Raw genomic sequence first — 22,401 nt, 5'->3', positions numbered from 1 at the left:
TAGCAACATAAGGAGGGGACAACATGAAATTATTTAAAAATTTTATATCTGTTATTGCCATAGCATTTATGCTATTCATTAGTACTTCATATCAAGCAAATGCGGATTCAAAGTTAGAAGTACATTATATAGACTTGGATTATGGAGAGAGTGTATATATAGAGTTACCAGATGGTACAGATATATTAATTGATGCAGGGAATCGTATACAAGTCAGTAAGGTAGTAGAATATTTAAAAAACCAAGAGCCAGATATGGATATTGAATATTTAATAGCGACGAATTTAGCTTCTAACAGGATGGGAGGATTTGAAACAATTTTAAAAGAATTTAAAGTTGAAAAGCTGTACTATCCTCACAAGTTAGCAACAAATGGAACTGATTATGTATTAGATCCGATTTTAAAATTGGCTAAAGAGCAAGGATGCAGTATAGTAGATTCTAATAGATTATTTACTATACACCAAGATAAAGATATATCAATAGGATTTTTAAGTACATACTATAGCAGTGGTGTAGGAGATAACAGAAATGGGAGTTCTATTATATTACTTGATTACAACGACGTAGAAATGTTATTTATGGGAGATGTACAGAGTGAAGTTGAAGAGAGAATCTTATACTATGGCTATGAATATCCTAAAAATGTAGAAATATTTAAAGCTAGCGATCATGCCTCTGAAAATACATCATCAAAGGAATTCTTAGATAGAATTAAACCTAAACATACAATTATTTCTGGTAGAGAAGATGATATGTATCCAGATACACTAAATAGAATAAAACAATCCGGATCAACAATTTGGAAAAATGCAACTAGTGGCAATATCGTAGTAACTACAGATGGAAAAGATTACTCTATAATTGATAGTAATGGAAAAAATTACAATTCGGGTAGATGGGAATATATTGATGGTAAGTGGTACTATATTGTACAAGGTGTAAAGCAAACAGGTTGGTTAAAAGATAGTGAAAAGTGGTATTATTTAGACTCAAACGGAGTTATGCAAACAGGTTGGCTAAATATAAATGGAACATGGTATTATTTAGAATCTAGTGGTGTAATGGCTACCGGTTGGAAACAAATAAATGGAACATGGTACTATCTAAAATCAAGTGGAGCAATGGCTACAGGTTGGTTAGACTTAAATGGAACATGGTACTATCTAAAATCAAGTGGAGCGATGGCTACAGGTTGGTTAGACTTAAACGGAACATGGTACTATTTAAGATCAAGTGGAAAAATGGCTACAGGTTGGTTAGACTTAAATGGAACATGGTATTATCTAAGAACAAGTGGAAAAATGGTGACAGGTTGGTTAGATCTAAGTGGAAACTGGTATTACCTAAAATCAAGTGGAAAAATGGCAACAGGTTGGCAACAAGTAGGTAGTAATTGGTACTATTTATACTCTAGCGGAGCAATGGCTACTAATACAGTTATTGATAACTGGTCTATAAATCATAATGGTGTAGCAACATATATAGGTAGCAGCAATGGTGGAAGCTCTAATACTAACAGCTCTACAGTATATATTACTCCAGGTGGAAAATCATATCATAATAGCAGAAATTGTACTACATTAAAAAGAAGCACAACTATTATATCTACAACATTAAGCCAAGCTAAAGCTCAAGGAAAATCAGATCCTTGTAATGTATGTGTTAGATAAAAATTAAAATAGTATAATAGAAAATGGCTGTTGCCTAACTAGTTTAATAATTAGTTAAGCAACAGCTTTTTTACGCTTAAGAATATTATAATACTTCGAATTATATGGATAACTTCTGAATCTAAGTAATATCAATAGATTGGTTTTGAGCGTAAAAAAGATTTTGAGCAACGCACAAAGTCGTTGGCGACATGAAGTAGTTCGCGGACGTAGTCGCTCAAGCGAAGCGAATTTTGTTAAAAATATAATTACAGAATGTATATTAATATAGGAGTAATACCTTATGGATAAAAGTGGAGTACTCCAAAATATTGACATTATAATTAAAAGTTAGATATACTTTAACATGAAGAATTGACTAATTAATACAAACTTTATATCATATGTAAAATTTAGCATTAATTAGAAAGGTCATCCAAGTAAAATCGTATGAGGGAGGAACGAAATGAAGAATATGTTAAAAAAGCTATTAGTAGCTTCTCTAATAGCATCACCAATCATTATATCTAATACAACAAATGTATCAGCATATAGTGAAGAAGCAGAAGAATTAGCGATTCCGTATCAAACATCAAAAGCGGCAATAACTAAAGCAAGTGGACAAAATGATGAATTTACTGTTGTAATTGATGCTGGACATGGGGGAAGTGACTCAGGTGCAGTAAATAAAACTCTAAATATTTCAGAAAAAAATCTAAATATAGATATAGCAAAAGCTATTCAAAAAAGATTAAGTTCGTACGGAATTAACGTAATAATGACAAGAACGGACGATAGATATTTAGCTTTAGGAGAGAGGACTCAACTTGCAAATGTAGCAAATGCAGATCTATTTATAAGTGCACACAATGATACTCCAGAGGGAAATGGTGATGGATCACATATAATTCACTCTATCCATGATAGAAATGGAGGAATAAGTAAAACACTAGCTACTAATATTGGAAATAGTATAAAATCTAATACTACTCAAAACCTTAAAGCAAGTAGTCCTATATGGTCTAGATATTATCCTGATAGAAATGATTTAGATTACTATTATGTAATAAGGGAAACTAATATGCCGGCAGTTATTGTTGAGCATTCATATATGAACGCTAATGATATAAAAGCAGTGGATACGGTTGAGAAAAGAGAAATAATGGGGAATGCTGTTGCAGATGGTATATATAAAACAATAAATGAAAATTTCAAAGGATGGACAAGAGTAAAAACTAAGTGGAAATATTATGATTCAGCAACTAAAATAAAAAAAGTTGGATGGTTAAAAGATGCAGATAAATGGTATTATTTAGATTCAACTGGAGAAATGCAAACAGGTTGGGAGTCAGTTAATGGAAAGTGGTACTATTTAGACGGAAGCGGAGCAATGAAGACAGGTTGGCTAAAAGATAATAATAAATGGTATTATTTAGAAGGTAGTGGAGCAATGCTGACTGGCTGGGTTAAGGATAATGGGAAATGGTATTATCTAGATAAAAGTGGAGCTATGCAAACAGGCTGGGAGTCAGTTAATGGAACATGGTACTACTTAGAAGGCAGTGGAGCAATGAAAACTGGTTGGCTAAAAGATAATAATGTTTGGTACTATCTAAACACAAGTGGAGCAATGCAAATTGGTTGGTTAGAAGACCAAGGTAACAAATACTACTTAACTGAAAGTGGAGCAATGAAGACTGGATGGTTAATACATAATAATGAGTGGTATTATTTTGCGGCTAATGGAGCTATGCTAACAGGATGGTTAGAATTAGGCGAAAAAACTTACTACTTAGATGAAAATGGTGTTATGAAGACTGGGACAGTAATAATTGATGGAGAAGAATATTATTTTAATGATAATGGAGAATTAAAAAATAATAATTTATATTAAGATAAAATGAGGTATTAATTACAAAATTGTTACAATTTTATGACAAATGTGTTACAATTATCCCATATTAACAAATTTTGGTTAAAAAAGGGGAATTTAGGAATGCAAATTAAGAGAGAAATAAAAAGGAAAAAGGTATTATCTAAGATTTTTGCAATGGTAATTATCTCTGGTTCTATTTCTTTTTCTACAAATATAGGATTAATTAATGCACAACCAAATGAAAACTCTATAAATATAAATAACTCTAGACAAAACAATAAAAATGAATGGGTAAAAGAAAATAATCAGTGGTATTACTATGAAAATGGTAATAAAAAAACTGGTTGGCTAAAAGATAAAGATGGAAGTTGGTATTGGTTAGGCAATGATGGAAGAATGGTTTCTAATCAAATACTAAATATAAATGGGGTATATTATAGATTTTTCGCAAGTGGAAGAATGAGCGATCAAAAAGATATGAAAGTAGCTAAGGTAAAACCGTGTGACTTTTTAAATATGAGAACTGGGCCAGGAACTAGTTATTCTGTTGTAGATAAAGTATATACGAATAATTTGGTAGAAGTTTTAGACTCTAGTAATGGTTGGTCTAAAGTGAAGCTAGGAAATTCAGCTGCAGGATGGGTTAGCAATGAGTATATAACTATGCAAAATAGTTCAAATACAGAAACTATAAATGAAAAAGTTCAAAAAGTAATCGATATATCTAAGAATCAAATAGGTAAGCCGTATGCGTGGGGATCTAGTGGACCTAATTCATTTGATTGTTCTGGTCTAATGTATTACTCATATAAAAATGGAGCAAATGTTACATTACCTAGAACCTCAAAGGAGCAGTCTAGAGCTGGTACTAAGATAGAAAAAAGTAACCTAAGAGCAGGAGATTTAGTATTTTTTAATACATCTGGAAGTGGTATAAGCCATGTTGGCATGTATTTAGGTGATGGTGAATTCATACATTCTACCCAACCAGGTGATACAGTTAAAGTACATAAACTTGACTCAGGATACTATGCAAGAACATATGTAACTGCGAGAAGAATAGTATCATAAAATGTAGTATTTAGTTATTGTAAGCCTAGAAAATATATAAAAGGGATTTCCTCCCTTTTATATATTTTTTTTGTGTCTAGGGGATAGGTAGTGCAAGCTGGACAACGTATTCTAAAGATTTGAATTTAATTGACTGGCTAGTAGGATTTATATATACTTTTAAATATAGAAAAATGTAGAATGATTATTAAATTTGTATTTATTAAATACTTAAGGGGGAAATATGAGGAAAATCAAAGTATTATTATTGTCTTTGCTGATGATATTTACTATGTTTAAAGTAGATATTTCAGCAGCAAATAAAGAAATGAGAGCGGCGTGGATAGGAACCGTATTTAATCAAGATTGGCCAAAAACAAAAAATAATCCAGAACAACAAAAAAAGGAATACACAGATTTATTAGATAAGCTAAAAGCTTCGGGGATGAACGCAGTAGTAGTTCAAGTAAGACCAAAGGCAGATGCTATATATGAGTCAAGTATAAATCCATGGTCTGAGTTTTTAACTGGAACTCAAGGTAAAAATCCAGGATATGATCCATTACCTTTCTTAATAGAGGAAGCCCACAAAAGAGGTATGGAGTTCCATGCATGGTTTAATCCATACAGAGTAACAACAAGCACTACAGATTTAACGACTTTAGATGCAAATCATATAGCAAGAAAAAATCCTGATTGGTTATTACAACATAAAAACGGAAGCTATGATGCACTTATGTATGATCCAGGATTACCTGAAGTAAGAAAGCATATTGTAGATACTGTAGAAGAAGTTGTTAGAAAATATGATGTAGATGGTGTACATTTTGATGATTATTTCTATAGAGGTACAGGGGATGATGTTAAAGATGATGCATCGTATACTAAGTATGGAAATAACATGAATAGGGACGACTGGAGAAGAGAAAATGTAAATACTCTTCTAAGAGAAGTAAAAGCATCAATAAAGAAGATTGATTCTAGTGTTCAGTTTGGTGTAAGTCCAGCAGGGATATGGAAAAATAAGGGATCTGATTCAACTGGTTCGGAGACAAGAGGAAATGAAAGTTACTATAAGCACTATGCAGATAGTAGAACATGGATAAATCAAGGATTAGTTGACTATATAGTTCCACAAATATATTGGGAAATAGGAAACTCAGTTGCAGACTATTCTAAGTTAGTATCTTGGTGGTCAAATGAAGTGAAAAATACTAATGTAGACTTGTATATAGGGCAAGGAATTTATAAACAAGGAACAGGTAGTTATCCTAATGAAAATGTAGCAGCACAAATAAAAGATCAAATAACTTTAAATAGAACTTATAGCGAAATAAAAGGTAGTATGCATTTCTCTGCAAGAGATATTGTAAACAATAGCCAATTATCAAATGATTTAAAAGAAACATATACTGATATAGTTACAGATACTATGGTAACTAAATCATTAAAAGGAAATTTAAGGTATGATACTGCAGTAGAAATAAGCAAAGAAGGCTGGCCTTCTGGTTCAAATACAGTAGTTTTAGTAAGTTCAAATTCAATAGTTGATGGTGTAACAGCCACACCACTTGCTACAACAAATGACGCACCAATACTGTTAGTTGATAAAGATAAAGTTCCAGCAGCAACAAAAACTGAGCTTTCAAGATTAAAGCCAAGTAAAGTAATAATAGTTGGCGGTAGTACCGTAGTGCAAGATAAGGTTATGAATGAGGTTAAATCTATATTACCTAATGCTACAACAAGTAGAATTGGCGGTAGTGATAGATATGAAACATCTTTATTGATAGCTAAAGATATAGCAACAACTAATACTATTAATACCGTATATGTAGCTAGTGGCATAGGGGAAGCAGATGCTCTTTCTATTGCATCTAAGGCCGGGGAAGAAAAACAACCTATTATATTAGCATCAAAAGATAATATTAGTGATAATATATACAATTGGATAAAAAGTAAAAATGTTAAAAATGCCTACTTTATAGGTGGAGCAGCAGTTTTATCTAACAATGTAATAACTAGGGTAAATTCAGTTATAACAAACAACGTAGCTGGAAATAGAATAGCTGGTGAGACTAGACAAGAAACTAATGCTAAAGTAATAGAGAAATTCTATACTAGTGCAAGTTATCCATCAGTACTGGTTACTAAGCATGATCCATTAGTAGATGCCCTTACAGCTGGACCTTTAGCTGCTAAGAAAAAATCTCCGATAGTAATAATAGGAAACAGTGTAAGTACGAGTCAAAATAGTGTATTAAAATCAAAGTCTACTAGTTTAGTATATGAAGTAGGTGGAGGAATAAATCAATCTGCTTTTAATAATGTAGTAAGTTTATTAAAAAAATAATATAAATAAAAAAAGTCTTAAGTGCATTGCACTTAAGACTTTTTATTTATATATATCTATTCGTTCATTTTTGGATTATCTTCAGGCATTATATCATTAAATATAAAGTCATGTAATATATCTAAAGAATCAGGGTCAAATTGTAATACCCATCCAGCATCACCAAGTATTCCACCTGTACTATGGATTTCATCATCAATAGGGAATTCCATTTGTTTTAAATCAAGATTACCTATACTTAATAGTTGAGTACCTAAGCTTATTATTTGTGTTGGCTTCATATTAGTCTTAACATAAGGTAGTATTGTATCCACTAGATTAGGATATTTAGTAACAGGTAAATCTGTAACTCCGTTTATTAATCCTTGTATTACAGCTCTTTGTCTTCTATCTCTTTCTAAAGCACTATCATTTTTTCTTATACGTGAATATGATAATGTTTGGTATCCGTTTAGCTTTTGAGTACCAGCAGATTGAATGTATTCTTTAGGACCTTTATCAGGATTATCATTCCAAGAATAAGTTTCATTTATGAATTTATTAAGCTCAGATATTTCAGAAGCTTGAACATCTACAGTAACTCCTCCTAAAGCATCTACTATATCCATAAATGAGAAGAAATTAACTACTGCATAATTTTGTATATCAAGATTAAAATTCTGCTCAATAGTTTCAGTTAGTAGGTTGATTCCACCGTAAACCATAGCGTGTGTAAGTTTTTGTTGTCCATAACCAGGAATATCAGCATAAGTATCACGAGCTATTGAAGTAAGCTTTAAGCTTTTATTCTTACCATCAATAGTAAGAATCATCATAGCATCAGAACGTGCTTCCTCTTCACCAGGTCTAGCATCCGTACCAACTAATAATACATTTGTAACTCCTTTTTCATTCACGTAATTTTCTTTGTTCAGAACATCGTGATTAGCATTAGAGTCATACATAATATTCAACTTATAGTAGACATATCCAAAAGCCGAAGCGGGAAGAACTACGACCATAACTGCCAAGAAAATAACGAACTTCTTTAAATTTGACAAATTTATCCCTTCTTTCACAATTTTTTAATTAACATATCCTTTATTATATTAGGAATTGGCAATATATTCAATAGGATATATGTAACAAAAATGTATAAAGTATGATAACAAATTTTACTCTCTATTCATATTAAATAATATAGATTAAAAAGAATAGGAGAGATAGACATGTTATCCATAAAAAGGTGTAGGATACAAGACGAAAAAAGTGAACCCAGCAAAGGATTTTATTATCCTAGTCTTATAAATATATATCCCAAAACTTCAGCAAATGATACTATAATATCAAAAATTAATGAAGAAATTAAACAAGACATATTATGTTTTAAAGAACTAGTAGAGACTGAAGATGACATAATAAATTATTCACACACAGACTATAGAGTACCTCTTAAGAAAAAACAAATTATCAGTATTATAGAACTCTTTGAAGAACTATCAGGAACTCAATCAATTTCTTATGTAAACGCATATAATTATGACTTATCACAAAATAAAAAACTAGAGCTGAGAGACATATTTAAATCAGACTCAGAGTACCTAGATATTATAAGTATAGATATACAAAGTCAAATAAATCAAATTGTAGGCAATATGGAATCTATTTATACAGAATTATCTTTTGAAGACGCTAATGATTTTATACAAATATATGAAGACCAAACCTTCTACATTGAGCCAGACAAAGTAGTGATTTGTTTTTCCAGTTATGAATTAGGGCATAAATTTCCAAACCCGATAGAAGTAAGTATATTATTCTGTGATTATGAAGAGTATTTAACAGATTATGCAATGAAAGAAATATGGGAAGGGGGATATTAATTGAAACAATTAATGAATTATGATAGAGATGCAGCAGTAGAATATGCTCAAAAATGGGCACTAGGAAGAAATCCTAAATATAAAGATTATGAGCCATGGGGTGGGGACTGCACAAACTTTATATCTCAGTGCTTATATGCAGGTAAAATACCATTTGACCATAGTGGAGATCAAGAATATAAAAGATGGTATTGGTACAGTGACAAAGATAGAACCCCATCTTGGACATCAGCAGAACTACTTTATCACTACATTATAAATAATAACAATGAGAAGAGAGATAACTATGGTATATATGCAAGAATAGCTAAATATAATGAACTTGATCCAGGAGATATTGTGCAACTTGTTTATGATGGTAAAGCTTATCATTCTATGATAATAAGTGAGGTACTATTAGAAGGAGAATACTTGTTGGATTACTTAATATGTCAGCATGATTACGATTTACTGGACTATCCTCTTAGTATGAAAGAGGGAGAGAAAAGATATATAAAAATATTAGGTTATTATAAATAGACATAAAAGGATGATTGTAGTTAATATTTAAACAATATATAATGAAAGAAAAATTATTGAAACATATTGAAATCTATTTTTTATATTGTTAGTATTGAAGATAGATTTATTTTGTTTTTTATTTTTAAGGACAAAATTTACTTTTAGTTCACAGGGGTTAGAAATTGGAAGCAAACTTTATGCTGACAGAAGCAAAATATCATAAGGGGGGATTTTGGATGAAAAATATTCATTACAAAACAAGTGGAACATGCTGTAGAGAGATTAATTTAGTGGTTGATGAGAATAATATCATACAATCTGCAGAATTTATTGGAGGATGTGCTGGAAACCTAGTTGGAATAAAACAATTAGTTGAAGGACAAAATGCTAATGAAGTTGCAGAAAGGTTAGCGAATGTTAGATGTGGAGATAAGCTTACTTCTTGCCCAGATCAGCTATCAAAAGCAATAAAAGCTAATTTATAAAAATAAGACCTACTCAGACTATTTATTAAAGTGCAATCTAACAGTTAAATAATAGATATTGTTAAAAAATCTTAACATAAGAAAATAAAGGTATCTTTTTGATATCACATCATATATAATATTTATATGAACAACTGAAAAACTACTCGAAGGGGAGTAGCTTGCACGAAAGTGATAATTAGTCGTCAACGCGGTAGAAATACCCGGCTAATTAGCAAGGCAGACCTTGTAAGCAAGACCTTCAAAATAATCATGCTATATGTTTATTTTGGGGGTCTTTTTTTATTTTGATAAAGGATAAAATAGAAGAAATATCCACAAAATAAAGTATAGATGATTAAGAGGCGAAAATTAAAATATAGGAGGTTTAGTATGTTCTATAAAAAAAGTAGCGAGGAAGTTATACAAAACTTCAACTCATCATTGCAAGGTTTGACAGAAGAACAAGTGAAGACAATATTAGAAAAGGACGGGTACAATGAGCTTCAAGAAAAAGCTAAGGTACCGACATACAAATTGTTCTTAGAGTCCTTCAAAGATCCACTAGTAATAATTTTATTAATAGCGGCAATCGTTCAAGTATTTCTGGGAGAAATAGTTGAGTCTGCAATAATATTTGCGGTTATAATAATCAACTCAGTTCTTGGTGTAGTTCAAACTAAAAAAGCAGAAGGCTCACTAGAAAGTTTAAAGAAACTATCAGCGCCTAATGCAAAGGTAATTAGAAATAATCAAAAAACTACTATACCATCAAGGGAGCTAGTTCCTGGAGATATAGTTATTCTAGAAGCAGGAGATTATATTCCAGCAGATGGTAGAATAATGGAAGCTCAAACACTAAAAGTAGTAGAAGGAATGCTTACTGGAGAATCAGAGCCAGTACTAAAGCATAGTGATGCTATAAGTGAAGATGTAAGCTTAGGCGATCAAAAGAATATGGTATTTAGTGGTGCTATAGTTGTTTATGGTAGAGGTACTTTTGTAGTAACTGGAACTGGTATGAACACAGAAATGGGTAAAATAGCAGGACTTCTTGAAACATCAGAAAGTAAATTAACACCACTTCAAGTAAAACTGGAAGAGTTTAGTAAGAAGTTAGGTATAGGTATAGTTGTATTAGCTTTAATGATATTTGGTATTCAAGTGGCTAGAGCTTATATGTCAAATGGTGCAGGTAATATGGGTCAAGTAGCACTAGATTCATTTATGTTTGCAGTAGCGGTAGCAGTAGCGGCTATTCCTGAAGCATTGTCTTCAATAGTTACAATAGTATTAGCCGTTGGAACTAATAACATGGCTAAAAGACATGTAATAATAAGAAAACTTCCAGCTGTTGAAACATTAGGTTCTACAAGTGTTATATGTAGTGATAAAACAGGTACATTAACACAAAATAAAATGACAGTAGTAGATTATTATATGTATGGAACAGATAAAGATAACCTTACTAAAGATAATGTAAACTACTCATATCAAGCTAAACTTCTAACATTAATATCTACTTTATGTAATGACTCTCATATTACTAAGGAAGGTAATGAAATAGGGGATCCAACTGAAGTAGCTTTAATATCATTTTCAGATAAAAATGACTTAAACTACAGTACATTAAGAGATAAATATGTAAGGGTAGGAGAAATACCTTTCGATTCAGATAGAAAGCTTATGTCTACTGTAAATGATGTTTATGGAGATGCAGTAATGTACACAAAAGGTGCTCCAGACGTTTTATTTAGTAGATGTAAATATGCATTAAATAATGGTAGCGTTGTAGAAATGACTGATGAAATACTTAATGAATACAAAAAAGTAAATGAAGGTTTTTCTAATAAAGCATTAAGGGTATTAGCATTTGCTATGAAAGATGTACCAGATGTTGACTTTGTTCCAGCAGTTGAAGATGAAGTTGATATGATATTAGTAGGTCTTATGGCTATGATAGACCCTCCAAGAGAAGAAGTATTTTCAGCAATAAAAGAAGCTAAAGATGCTGGAATAAAAACAATAATGATTACTGGTGACCATAAGACTACTGCAGCTGCTATAGCTAAGCAAATAGGAATTATGGAAGAAGGAGATTTAGCACTTACAGGTAAAGAACTTGATGAAATGGATGACACTAAACTAGATCAAAATCTTGAAAAAATAAGTGTATATGCTAGGGTTTCCCCAGAAAATAAAATAAGAATAGTAAGAGCTTGGCAGAAAAAAGGAAAAATAACAGCAATGACTGGTGACGGTGTAAATGATGCACCATCATTAAAACAAGCAAATATAGGTATAGGTATGGGTAGTGGAACAGACGTATCTAAAGATGCTTCATCTATGATACTTGTAGATGATAACTTTACAAGTATAATTAGTGCAGTAGAAGTAGGTAGAAGTGTATACGATAACATTAAAAAATCTATAACTTATTTATTTGCAGGAAACTTTGGAGCAATACTTGCAATACTATTTGCAGTTTTCGCTAACTGGTCAAATCCATTTACTGCATTACAATTATTATTCATAAACCTTGTAAATGACTCATTACCTGCAATAGCTTTAGGTCTTGAAAAACCAGAAAAAAGCATAATGAAAAAATCACCAAGAGATCCTGATGAAAGTATATTAGCAGGTGGAACATTACAAGCAGTAATATTTAGAGGATTAATCATAGGTGTTGTTACAATAGCAGCTCAATATATAGGATTAAAAACATCACCTGAATTAGGAGTTGCAATGGCATTCTCAACACTGATTATAGCTAGAATACTTCAAACATTACCAGCTAGATCAAATGAGCAAACAGTATTCCAATTAGGTTTATTTAGTAATAAATATTCACTAGGAGCAGTAGTTGTTTGTTTCTTACTTTATAGTATAACTTTAATTCCTGGAGTTAGAGAAATATTCTCAATACCAAGTACTTTTGGATTAATGCAGTTTGGAATATGTCTAGGATTAGCATTAACATCAACAATAATAATGGAAGTTAAGAAGATGGTTGTAAAATAGTTACTTACTTGCGCGACTAGCGCTCAGGGGGAAATCTATATTCACTGGCATGCAGACCAAGAACGGGTCTGCGAATGACAGTTGAATATAGATTTCCCCCTTTCGCTTAGTTTCGCCGTAGGAACTACTTTGAACTCATCTTTAAGGGAGTAAGGGATTAAGAAAAGAAGTTAAAGATAAAAAGATATTAAAGATAAAAAAAGAAGTTAATAAATAAAAATAGAAAAAGACTATATAAATATGCTTGATAATTATTTTAAGGACTATGCAGTTAATGATGCAATGTACTTTAAGCAAAGAGGTATATATAATGTGAAAATGATTACTTATATTTTAAATTGTAATAGAGTATAGAACGATATAATTGGAAAAAATATCTGAAGTGTGGTATATATAAAATAATAATTTATATAATCAACGTTATTGTAGTTAAGCAATGATGTTGATTATTAATGATATAGAAGGAGGTAGATTTGTGAAGAAGATACTTATTATAGAAGACTCTCAGGTAATAAGAGATGAGCTTAAATTATTATTAACTAGATATGGATATGAGGTAATAGCTCCGGATTCATTTGATAATATTATCGAGTTTGCAATGAACCAAAATCCAAATTTAATATTATTAGATATAAACCTACCAGTTTTTGATGGATATTATATTTGTAGAGAAATAAGAAAAGAATCAAAAGTACCAATAATAATAGTAACAAGTAGAGATAGCGAAATGGACGAGCTTATGAGTATGAATTTAGGAGCTGATGATTTTGTAACTAAGCCATATAATACTCAAATACTACTTGCTCGAATTAACTCTGTTTTAAAGAGAGCCTATGGTGATATGGAAGCTAGTGATGTACTTACATATAGAGATTTAAAATTAAATTTATCAGAGGGAAGTATAGAAGCAAGTAATAAGACTTTAGAATTAAGTAAAAATGAACTTAAAATATTATCTTATTTAATGAAGAACAAAGGTAATATAATATCTAGAGATAAGTTAATGAACTATATGTGGAATTCAGATGTTTTTGTAGATGACAATACTTTGTCTGTTAATGTAAATAGATTAAGAAAAAAACTAGAAGAACTTGATTTAGTGGATTATATAGAAACTAGAAGAGGATTAGGGTATATAATGAAATGAGATTTATAGATTATCTAAAAGATAGAGCATTATTTATTGGAATAAATATAATAACCTTTTTTGTAGTATTAATCTTTATGAGTATTGTGCACATGGGACTTGGAGTAATATCATTAGTATTTATAATATGGTTTGGGCCAATTATTACTTATATGATAGTAGAATATTTAAAGTTTAAAAAATACTACAATGAATTAATAAACATAAGTGAAAACTTAGATAGAAAATACTTAATCTCAGAAGTAATAGAGGAACCTAACTTTATTGAGGGAAAAATAACTCATGAAATACTAAAGGTAAGCAACCGAGATATGCAGGAAATGGTTAAGTACTACAAGAATATGCAAAGTGAATATCAAGAATACATAGAAACTTGGGTACATGAAATCAAAACACCAATAGCATCATCAATGCTGATAATAGAAAATAATGAAGAAACAATACCATACAACATGAAGTATGAAATAAGAAAAGTAGAAGACTACGTAGAACAAGTACTATATTACTCAAGAAGTAATGAAGTAAGCAAAGATTACATAGTAAAAAACTTTAGCATAGAAAAATGTGTAAGAAACGTAATAAAAAGAAATGCCAACGATTTTATAAACAAAAAAATTGCAATAGACATTGAAAATCTAAAAGGAGAAGCCTACAGCGACCCTAAATGGGTAGAATTCATAATAAATCAAATAGTAGGAAACTCAATAAAATACTCAAAAAATCAAAATGCAAAAGTAACAATATACACAACAGAAAACAAAAACAACACAGTACTAACAATAAAAGATAACGGAGTAGGAATAAACAACAAAGACCTAAAAAGAGTTTTCGAAAAAGGCTTCACAGGAGAAAATGGAAGAACCTACGGAAAATCAACAGGAATAGGGTTATACCTATGTAGTAAACTTTGCAAAAAACTAGGATTAGGAATAAAACTAACCTCAAAAGAAAACCAAGGAACAGAAGTAAACATAATCTTCCCAAAAGGAAAAAATCATTATATTTCCTCCTAAAATATCTTCAAATAATATATCTCCATCTAGAAAAGGCACGTAGTTAATATATTGCGAAAAAATCTAGCGTAGGGGAATATATGTGAGTTCACCAGCCATTTGCAGGCGCGCATTATGCCTGCATGGATGAGAACACACATATATTCCCCGGAGCGGCGATTACGCAACACATTAATTATGTGCCTCTTTTCTTACAATTTTGTAAGGGGGGTGTAATGTGATTCGATATTAATATCCAAAAATATAGGATAAAATAAACACATAACAAACAACACAGGAGGAAATAAAAAAATGAAAACTATACTAAGTGTTCAAAATATAGAAAAATATTACGGTAACAAAGGGAACATAACAAAAGCAATAGACAACATAACTTTAAACGTAGAAGAAGGAGAATTCGTAGGAATAATGGGACCAAGTGGTAGTGGTAAAACAACATTACTAAACTGTATCTCAACAATAGATAGCGTATCTACAGGTAACATAATAATAAACGACAAAAACATAACAAAATTAAAATCAAAAGCATTAGATAGCTTTAGACAAAATGAACTAGGATTTATATTCCAAGATTTCAATTTACTAGATACATTAACAGCATATGAAAATATAGCTTTAGCATTAACAATAAAAGGGGAAAAAGCTTCTAACATAGATTCAAAAATAAAAGAAGTAGCAAAGTACTTAGAAATAGAAGAAGTATTACAAAAATATCCATATCAAATGTCGGGTGGACAAAAGCAAAGGGTAGCATCAGCTAGAGCAATAGTTACTAATCCGTCCTTAGTTTTAGCAGATGAGCCAACAGGAGCACTAGATTCAAAGTCATCAAGATTATTACTTGAAAGATTTGAAGCATTAAATCAAGACTTAAAAGCAACAATACTTATGGTTACTCACGATGCATTTACAGCAAGTTATGCTCACAGAATTCTATTTATAAAAGATGGTAAGATATTTACAGAATTAGTAAGAGGAAAAGATAGCAGAAAAGAATTCTTCAGTAGAATAATGGAAGTAGTAACTCTACTTGGGGGTGACGACGATAATGTATTCTAAAATAGCAATAGGTAACGTAAAAAAGAGTTTTAAAGATTATACTATATATTTCTTAACATTAACCCTAGCAGTTTGTGTATTTTATAGTTTTAACTCTATAGAATCTCAAAAATCGATCTTAGAGATGAGTGCTAGTGATTCTAAAAACATAGACATGATGATGCAATTAATATCTATGATTTCAGTATTTGTAAGTTTTATATTAGGGGGACTGATTGTATATGCTAACAACTTCCTAATTAAAAAACGTAAAAAAGAACTTGGTATTTATATGACATTGGGAATGGGGAAAGGTAAAATATCAAGAATATTATTATTAGAAACAGTAATAGTAGGAGTATTATCACTTATAAGTGGTTTAGCATTAGGTCTTGTTTTATCTCAAGGTTTATCTGTACTTACTAGTAAACTATTTGAAGTTTCAATGTCTGAGTATCAATTTATTATTTCATTTAGTGCTATAGGTAAGACAACATTATACTTTGGTATAATATTTGTGTTGGTTATGATACTTAATACGTTGATAATATCAAGATATAAAATAATAGATCTATTAACATCAGGTAGAAAAAATGAAAGCTTTAAAATAAAGAATTCATTAGTATATATAGTGATATTTATAATAGCTGTAATAAGCTTAGGTGTAGCATATAAATTTGTTATAGAAGTTGGTTTAGATATAAGTAATATAAGATTCAAAATATCGATATTACTAGGTGTAATAGGTACAGTTTTAGTATTCTTTAGTTTAGCTGGTTTTGGATTAAACTTAATACAAAGAAGTAAAAATATATACTTTAAAGATCTTAATATATTTATCCTTAGACAAATAAACAGTAAAGTAAATACAAACTTTTTATCCATGTCTGTAATATGCTTAATGTTGTTTTTGACTATGGGAATATTATCTACAGGCCTTAGCTTTAATGATGCACTACAAAAGAATCTAGAAAATACAACACCTTTTGATGCTACTGCAACTATGTTTATAAATGAAGAAGACAAGGTTAAAAATATAGAAGAATCTCTTAAAAACTTAAACTTTAAATTTAATAATAATGAAAAGTATGCTTATTTCTTTGAATATAGTATAGATGGAAAATTTGAAGACTTATTTAGCAGATATATGAATAAGGATCAAAAGTTTGATAGTAAAAGGTATAAATATGCAAAAACATACTTAATAAAAATATCAGAATATAACAAAATGAGGGAATTAGAAAATAAAGAGGCTATAACATTAAATTATAATGAAGTTTTATTTACTTCAAATGATTCACAAACAGTAGACTTAGTAAATGATATACTAAAGTATAATAATAAAATAGACTTAGATAACAAACAATATGTAGTAAAAAATAAGGAAGTTATTACTGATGCTATGCGTACAACAGGGTTCAGTGATAATATTTATACAATAATAGTTAATGATGATTTTGTAAAAGACTTAAAACCAAATACATCTTATTTAAATATTAACTTTGATGAAACGCAGAAAGAAGAATCAGAGAAAAAATATGTTGATTTATTTGAAGGTTTCAGGGATGGAAAGTATGACTATGAGAAAGGTGGATTTATTATAGGATACACAAGAGATCTAGTATATGCTGCAAACAAAGGTATGACTACAACAACATTATTTATAGGTATATACTTAGGAATAGTATTCTTAATTTCTAGTATGGCTGTATTATCATTACAACAATTATCAGAAGCAAGTGATAGTGTAGATAGATATAAGTCTTTAAAGAGAATCGGTGCTAATGATAAGATGATAAACAAAACAATATTTATTCAAACATTAATATACTTTACACTTCCTTTAATACTAGCATTTATACATGCAGTAGTTGGTATAAAAGTAGTAAATGAATTTATAATTATGTTTGGAAAACCAAATATAGGTACATCAGCATTAATGACGGCTGGTATATTTATAGTGGTATACTTAGGATACTTCTATGCAACATATACAGGATATAAAAATATAGTTAAAAATTCTTAAGAAAATTAATAATCTCACATTAGATTACCTTAACTAAGGTTGTGTCAATTTGACACAACCTTTTTAATATAGTAAAATCACGTCAAATGGAGGAGTAAAAATATGAGAAATTTTATAACAACATATTCAAAAACTAAATTTAATCCTATAGAGCCGAATAAAGAAGGTATTTTAATAGAGGATATTGCTCATGCGCTATCATTGATGTGTAGAGCTAATGGACATTTTTCTGAATTTTACTCAGTAGGACAACATAGTGTATTCTGTTGTGAGGAAGCTATAGAAAGAGGATACAGTAACACAGTAGCTCTTGCTTGTCTATTACATGATGCTAGTGAAGCATATTTAGCAGATATAACAAGACCAGTAAAGAGAAACCTAGAACAGTATTTAGTAATAGAAGAGAATTTACAAAGTAATATATATGAAAAGTTTATAGGTAGAAGCTTAACAGAGGAAGAAGAAGAGCAAATATCTTTAGTAGATGATGCAATGCTATACAATGAATTTATTCACTATATGAATATGGAACTACCAACAAAAGACACTAAATTACTTAGCTCGCCAAAATTCCAGTTCCAAGATTTTGGAAAGGTAAGAGATAGATTTAAAGAATTATTTGATATATTAATAAAAAGTAGTAAAGAAGAAACAGTTATGGCAACTGAATAGTCACAAAAAAAGTCTCTAGAGGAGTAAGTATTATTCCTCTAGAGATTTTTAACTACTTATGTAAAATACAAAGCTTATCTGTAGACATACATTTATTACAGCTTACACACTTGTGCTTATAATTAACATCATTCATAAATTTACTAACTAAATCAGGCTCACATATTAAAGGTCTACAAATAGAGAAAAGTTCAATATTAGTATTATTTAATACAGATTCCATATTTTTAAAAGTTTTATTTCCACCAACTAACATTATAGGACAAGAAACATTATTAGCTAGTTCACTTGCATAATCTTTAAAGAAAGATTCTCCTTTAAAGCTCCTAAAATCTCCACCGCTAACTTCAACAGAATCTATTCCAAGTTTATCAAGCTCATAAACTACATACTTACAATCGTCAAAGGAAGCACCAGAATCTCTAAAATCACTACAGTTTATTTTTATGCCTACATGATAATCTTTTCCGACCCTTTCTCTTACAGCTTTATAAACTTCAAGTATTAATCTAGCTCTATTTTGTGTAGAACCACCATATTCATCGCATCTTCTATTATGATATGGATCTAAAAATTGGCTTAGGAGATATCCGTGTGCACCGTGTATTTGCACACCGTCAAAGCCTGCTTTCTTACATCTTAAGGCAGCGTCAGCAAAAGCCTTAATAACATTATTAATATCATCTTTGCTCATTTCACAAGGTACAGTACCTCTACTTATTTGAGGTATCCTAGAAGGACATAATATAGTTCTTTCGCCTACATTGTAACTAGTATTAGAGCCACCATAAACAATTTGCATCATTATTTTTGAATCATATGAATGAACTTTATCTATTAAAGGCTTGTAGTCCTCAATAAAAGAATCATCATAAATACCAAGCATATTTCTATTTGGTTGTTCGTCTTCAAGTATATAAGAGTAGCTAGTGATAATAAGTCCCATATCTCCTTTAGCTAAATCTTCATAGACCTTGTTTATTTCTTCATTAATGTGTCCATCTTCATTTGCAAGACCTTCCCATGTGGCTGATCTTACAAATCTATTTTTTAGTTCCATATTTTTTATTTTAGTTTTATCAAATAATGTCTTCAAAATAACACCTCCATATTATTTAAATAAAAGAGAAGAATTAAAGGTAGATATGTTATTAAAAAATAAGACTTCTTTAATTTTCTCATTATTCTTAATATAATCATCTATATCAAGTTTATAGTATCTAGGATCTACCACATGAATTTTTTTGTATTTAGAAGTTAAAAAAGGAATAAAATTATGTGCGTATGAATCCTTAAGTACTAATACTTCATCAGTGTTATTAGTATTGCCTTCAATAACTGCAATAGCTGGATCTCCATGAAGGAAGTATTGATATTTGTTTTTGCCAGATAATTTATCTTTTGCATAAAGCGTATTGTAGTTTTTATTAAAATCCATATTTATTTTAAAATTATTGTAATCATCGAAGGAATAAATAGTATCACCTTTTATTTGAGGAAGTATTGCCTTAGAGTAATAGGTACCATAAAAGTCCTTTGCTACTTCACTATAATCTCCACTAACTTCACCATAAAAATCTTTATAGGCCAACATAGCACCTAATTGAGTCCAGTGATGATCAGTATTAAAATAAATATATTTATCTTTATTGCTATTTAGTACTTCGTAAGGACTATAAAAGTTTGTATAAGAATTAGAGTTCTTATTATTTTCAAACTGATTATTAATATAATTTAGCACATATTTTTGACTATCGGTGACAGCATATTTCGGAAGTTTGTCATCATAAAATGCTATGGAAGTAGGAATTACCATAATTGTAGATGGAATTTCATACTTATCATATAAGTAACTCGAAAATTGTATTACCTGGGAAATGTTATTATCCACCATTTCCTTATTAAAAATAAATTTCTCCATAAGACGACCATTAATTCCTACATAAATATCCCTATATTCTCGAATTCCCATAGAATAACTGTATAAATTCTTTAACTTAATAAATTCTGTCCTCGAAGGAAATTGGTCAGAACTATAGTTATCAAAGTTCTTCATAAAAGAACCGTTGATTATTTTATCTATAGAAGGTATAGGTAATTGAGTAAGTATTTTATTTTCTATTTCATTTATTTTCTTATCAGGAGTAGATAAAGTTACAATAGGAAAAGTAAATATAAACCCGAAGAAGAATATAATAGTTGTATATTTTATAAAAGTATCTTTGTTTATCTTTTTCATAATAATCACCTACCCTTAGAACCTAAAGTATAAAAATGGATTAAAGGTTGCATCTACTAAGAAAGCTGTAGAAATTATTAATCCAAAAAGTAAAAATACTACCCTGATGTATTTGTATTTATCCAATATATTTTTAAATAGTGGTGTAGCTGCTAAAATAGAAATTACCAATAATATTATGTTTGGAATAAAGTAATAGAAAAAGTTAGTATCTATGAAAGTTTGATTAGCATTAAACATAGCACTTAAATAGCTACCCACATCACTTAGATTTGTAATATCAAATAAAACAAAACTTATTATAACTAAAAGCATTACATAAAAATGCCTAAAAACATTTGGAAGCTTTTTTAATATATCTAACATGAATAATTTTTCAATTACTAAGATTATGCCAAAATAAAGTCCCCATAAAATAAAGTTGAAACTAGCTCCATGCCATAACCCTGTTAAAAACCATACTACAAATATATTGAAGAACCATCTTGATTTAGAAGTTCTATTTCCGCCTAAAGGTATATAAATATAATCTCTAAACCAAATACCAAGAGACATATGCCATCTTCTCCAAAATTCAGTTATTGATTTTGAAATATAAGGAAAATTGAAGTTTTCTAAAAATTCGAATCCAAATATTTTACCAAGACCAATAGCCATATCAGAATATCCTGAGAAATCAAAGTAAATCTGAAGTGTAAAAGCTATAATACCAAGCCAGGCTGTTGAAGATGATAAAGTATGGTAAGGCGTAGCTTTTATACTATACCAAATAGCACCGAGGTTATTTGCCAAAATAACTTTTTTAGAAAGACCAATAATAAATCTATAAATACCATCATAGATCTTGTCTATTGAATGTTTACGGTGATTTAGGTCTCTAGCAATGTCTGAATATCTAACTATAGGACCTGCTACCAGCTGAGGGAATAAAGTAACATATGTAGCGAGTGATATTATATTTTTCTGAACTGGCGCTTCGTTTCGATAAACATCTATAGAATAAGACATTGTCTGGAATGTGTAAAAGCTAATACCTATAGGTAAGCTTAAATTTAATAAAGGTATGTTCTTACTAAAAATATCATTAAATATTGATATTAAGAAATCACTATATTTAAAGAAGCCAAGTAAGCCTAAATTTACTACCACTGAAGAAATCAAGGCTAGTTTAGCTTTGTATGTACCCCTATATTTATCAATAAGCATTGCGTGTGTATAATCAACAATACTTGAAAATATCATTATTAATATGTATACAGGCTCTCCCCACGCATAGAATATTAAACTAAAGAATAATAAAGTGAAATTCTTTAATTTGTAAGGAGAAAGAAAGTAGCATAAAAATACTAAGGGTAAAAAATAAAATAAAAACGTTATACTACTAAATACCAAAGAAGTACCCCCTTTATAGAATTATTTATAAGTAATTATAATAATAGGCTAATCTCAAAATTTATATGTTAGGTTTTAAAAACCCACTCTAATTT

General features: G+C 29.9%; 17 protein-coding genes. 13 read left to right on the top strand and 4 right to left on the bottom strand.

Annotation, left to right across the window (positions count from 1 at the left end):
* Positions 1–23 precede the first annotated feature (23 nt).
* The 4 genes from ACI48P_RS05405 (at position 24) to ACI48P_RS05390 (ending at position 6,931) form a co-directional block, all read left to right on the top strand.
* Complete coding sequence (locus ACI48P_RS05405) at positions 24–1,673, top strand: N-acetylmuramoyl-L-alanine amidase family protein (RefSeq protein ID WP_475214294.1); 1,650 nt, start codon at positions 24–26, stop codon at positions 1,671–1,673.
* A 445-nt stretch (positions 1,674–2,118) separates the two neighbouring features.
* Positions 2,119–3,546, top strand: coding sequence for an N-acetylmuramoyl-L-alanine amidase family protein (locus ACI48P_RS05400; RefSeq protein ID WP_475214292.1), 1,428 nt, complete (start codon positions 2,119–2,121; stop codon positions 3,544–3,546).
* Positions 3,547–3,648: 102 nt separating this feature from the next.
* Complete coding sequence (locus ACI48P_RS05395; RefSeq protein WP_475214290.1) at positions 3,649–4,599, top strand: C40 family peptidase; 951 nt, start codon at positions 3,649–3,651, stop codon at positions 4,597–4,599.
* Positions 4,600–4,822: 223 nt separating this feature from the next.
* On the top strand, positions 4,823–6,931 hold the full coding sequence (locus ACI48P_RS05390; RefSeq protein WP_475214288.1) for a family 10 glycosylhydrolase: 2,109 nt from the start codon (positions 4,823–4,825) through the stop codon (positions 6,929–6,931).
* 56 nt (positions 6,932–6,987) lie between these two features.
* On the opposite strand, the gene ACI48P_RS05385 is transcribed toward ACI48P_RS05390, so the two are convergent.
* Positions 6,988–7,971: an LCP family protein gene (locus ACI48P_RS05385; protein ID WP_475214286.1), complete on the bottom strand. Its 984-nt coding sequence runs from the start codon at positions 7,969–7,971 to the stop codon at positions 6,988–6,990.
* Between the two features lie 168 nt (positions 7,972–8,139).
* On the opposite strand from ACI48P_RS05385, the gene ACI48P_RS05380 reads away from it, so the two are divergent.
* From ACI48P_RS05380 to ACI48P_RS05340, 9 genes are all read left to right on the top strand, one after another.
* Positions 8,140–8,793 carry a DUF3298 domain-containing protein gene (locus ACI48P_RS05380; RefSeq protein ID WP_475214284.1) on the top strand — a complete coding sequence of 218 codons (654 nt, stop codon included), beginning with the start codon at positions 8,140–8,142 and terminating at the stop codon, positions 8,791–8,793.
* Positions 8,794–9,312 carry an amidase domain-containing protein gene (locus ACI48P_RS05375; protein ID WP_475214282.1) on the top strand — a complete coding sequence of 173 codons (519 nt, stop codon included), beginning with the start codon at positions 8,794–8,796 and terminating at the stop codon, positions 9,310–9,312.
* Between the two features lie 218 nt (positions 9,313–9,530).
* On the top strand, positions 9,531–9,779 hold the full coding sequence (locus ACI48P_RS05370) for a TIGR03905 family TSCPD domain-containing protein (protein ID WP_475214280.1): 249 nt from the start codon (positions 9,531–9,533) through the stop codon (positions 9,777–9,779).
* A 372-nt stretch (positions 9,780–10,151) separates the two neighbouring features.
* Positions 10,152–12,779, top strand: coding sequence for a cation-translocating P-type ATPase (locus ACI48P_RS05365; protein ID WP_475214278.1), 2,628 nt, complete (start codon positions 10,152–10,154; stop codon positions 12,777–12,779).
* A gap of 475 nt (positions 12,780–13,254) precedes the next feature.
* The gene (locus ACI48P_RS05360; RefSeq protein WP_475214276.1) at positions 13,255–13,926 is read left to right on the top strand and encodes a response regulator transcription factor; all 672 of its coding nucleotides are present in this window, start codon (positions 13,255–13,257) and stop codon (positions 13,924–13,926) included.
* Positions 13,923–14,939 (top strand): sensor histidine kinase, encoded by a 1,017-nt coding sequence (locus ACI48P_RS05355; RefSeq protein WP_475214274.1) that lies wholly within the window; start codon positions 13,923–13,925, stop codon positions 14,937–14,939. Before ACI48P_RS05360 ends, ACI48P_RS05355 begins: the two co-directional genes overlap by 4 nt.
* A 291-nt stretch (positions 14,940–15,230) precedes the next feature.
* Positions 15,231–15,998 (top strand): ABC transporter ATP-binding protein, encoded by a 768-nt coding sequence (locus ACI48P_RS05350; protein ID WP_475214272.1) that lies wholly within the window; start codon positions 15,231–15,233, stop codon positions 15,996–15,998.
* Positions 15,988–18,003 (top strand): ABC transporter permease, encoded by a 2,016-nt coding sequence (locus ACI48P_RS05345; RefSeq protein ID WP_475214270.1) that lies wholly within the window; start codon positions 15,988–15,990, stop codon positions 18,001–18,003. The genes ACI48P_RS05350 and ACI48P_RS05345 overlap by 11 nt, the downstream gene beginning before the upstream one ends.
* Positions 18,004–18,105: 102 nt before the next feature.
* A complete protein-coding gene (locus ACI48P_RS05340) occupies positions 18,106–18,675 on the top strand; it encodes a hypothetical protein (protein WP_475214268.1) in 570 nt (189 codons plus the stop codon).
* Positions 18,676–18,727: 52 nt separating this feature from the next.
* On the opposite strand, the gene ACI48P_RS05335 is transcribed toward ACI48P_RS05340, so the two are convergent.
* From ACI48P_RS05335 to ACI48P_RS05325, 3 genes are read right to left on the bottom strand one after another with little or no spacing between them, the layout of a single operon-like run.
* Positions 18,728–19,771 carry an NADH:flavin oxidoreductase gene (locus ACI48P_RS05335; RefSeq protein WP_475214266.1) on the bottom strand — a complete coding sequence of 348 codons (1,044 nt, stop codon included), beginning with the start codon at positions 19,769–19,771 and terminating at the stop codon, positions 18,728–18,730.
* Positions 19,772–19,786: 15 nt separating this feature from the next.
* Positions 19,787–20,914, bottom strand: a complete 1,128-nt coding sequence (locus ACI48P_RS05330; protein WP_475214264.1) for a DHHW family protein — start codon at positions 20,912–20,914, stop codon at positions 19,787–19,789.
* A gap of 15 nt (positions 20,915–20,929) precedes the next feature.
* Positions 20,930–22,306, bottom strand: coding sequence for an MBOAT family O-acyltransferase (locus ACI48P_RS05325; protein ID WP_475214262.1), 1,377 nt, complete (start codon positions 22,304–22,306; stop codon positions 20,930–20,932).
* Positions 22,307–22,401: the final 95 nt, after the last annotated feature.

This window comes from Romboutsia sp. LXY-2 (genome assembly GCF_056171995.1).
The sequence above is the reverse complement of the archived record's forward strand: the minus strand, read 5'-3'. Positions and strand labels throughout refer to the sequence as shown.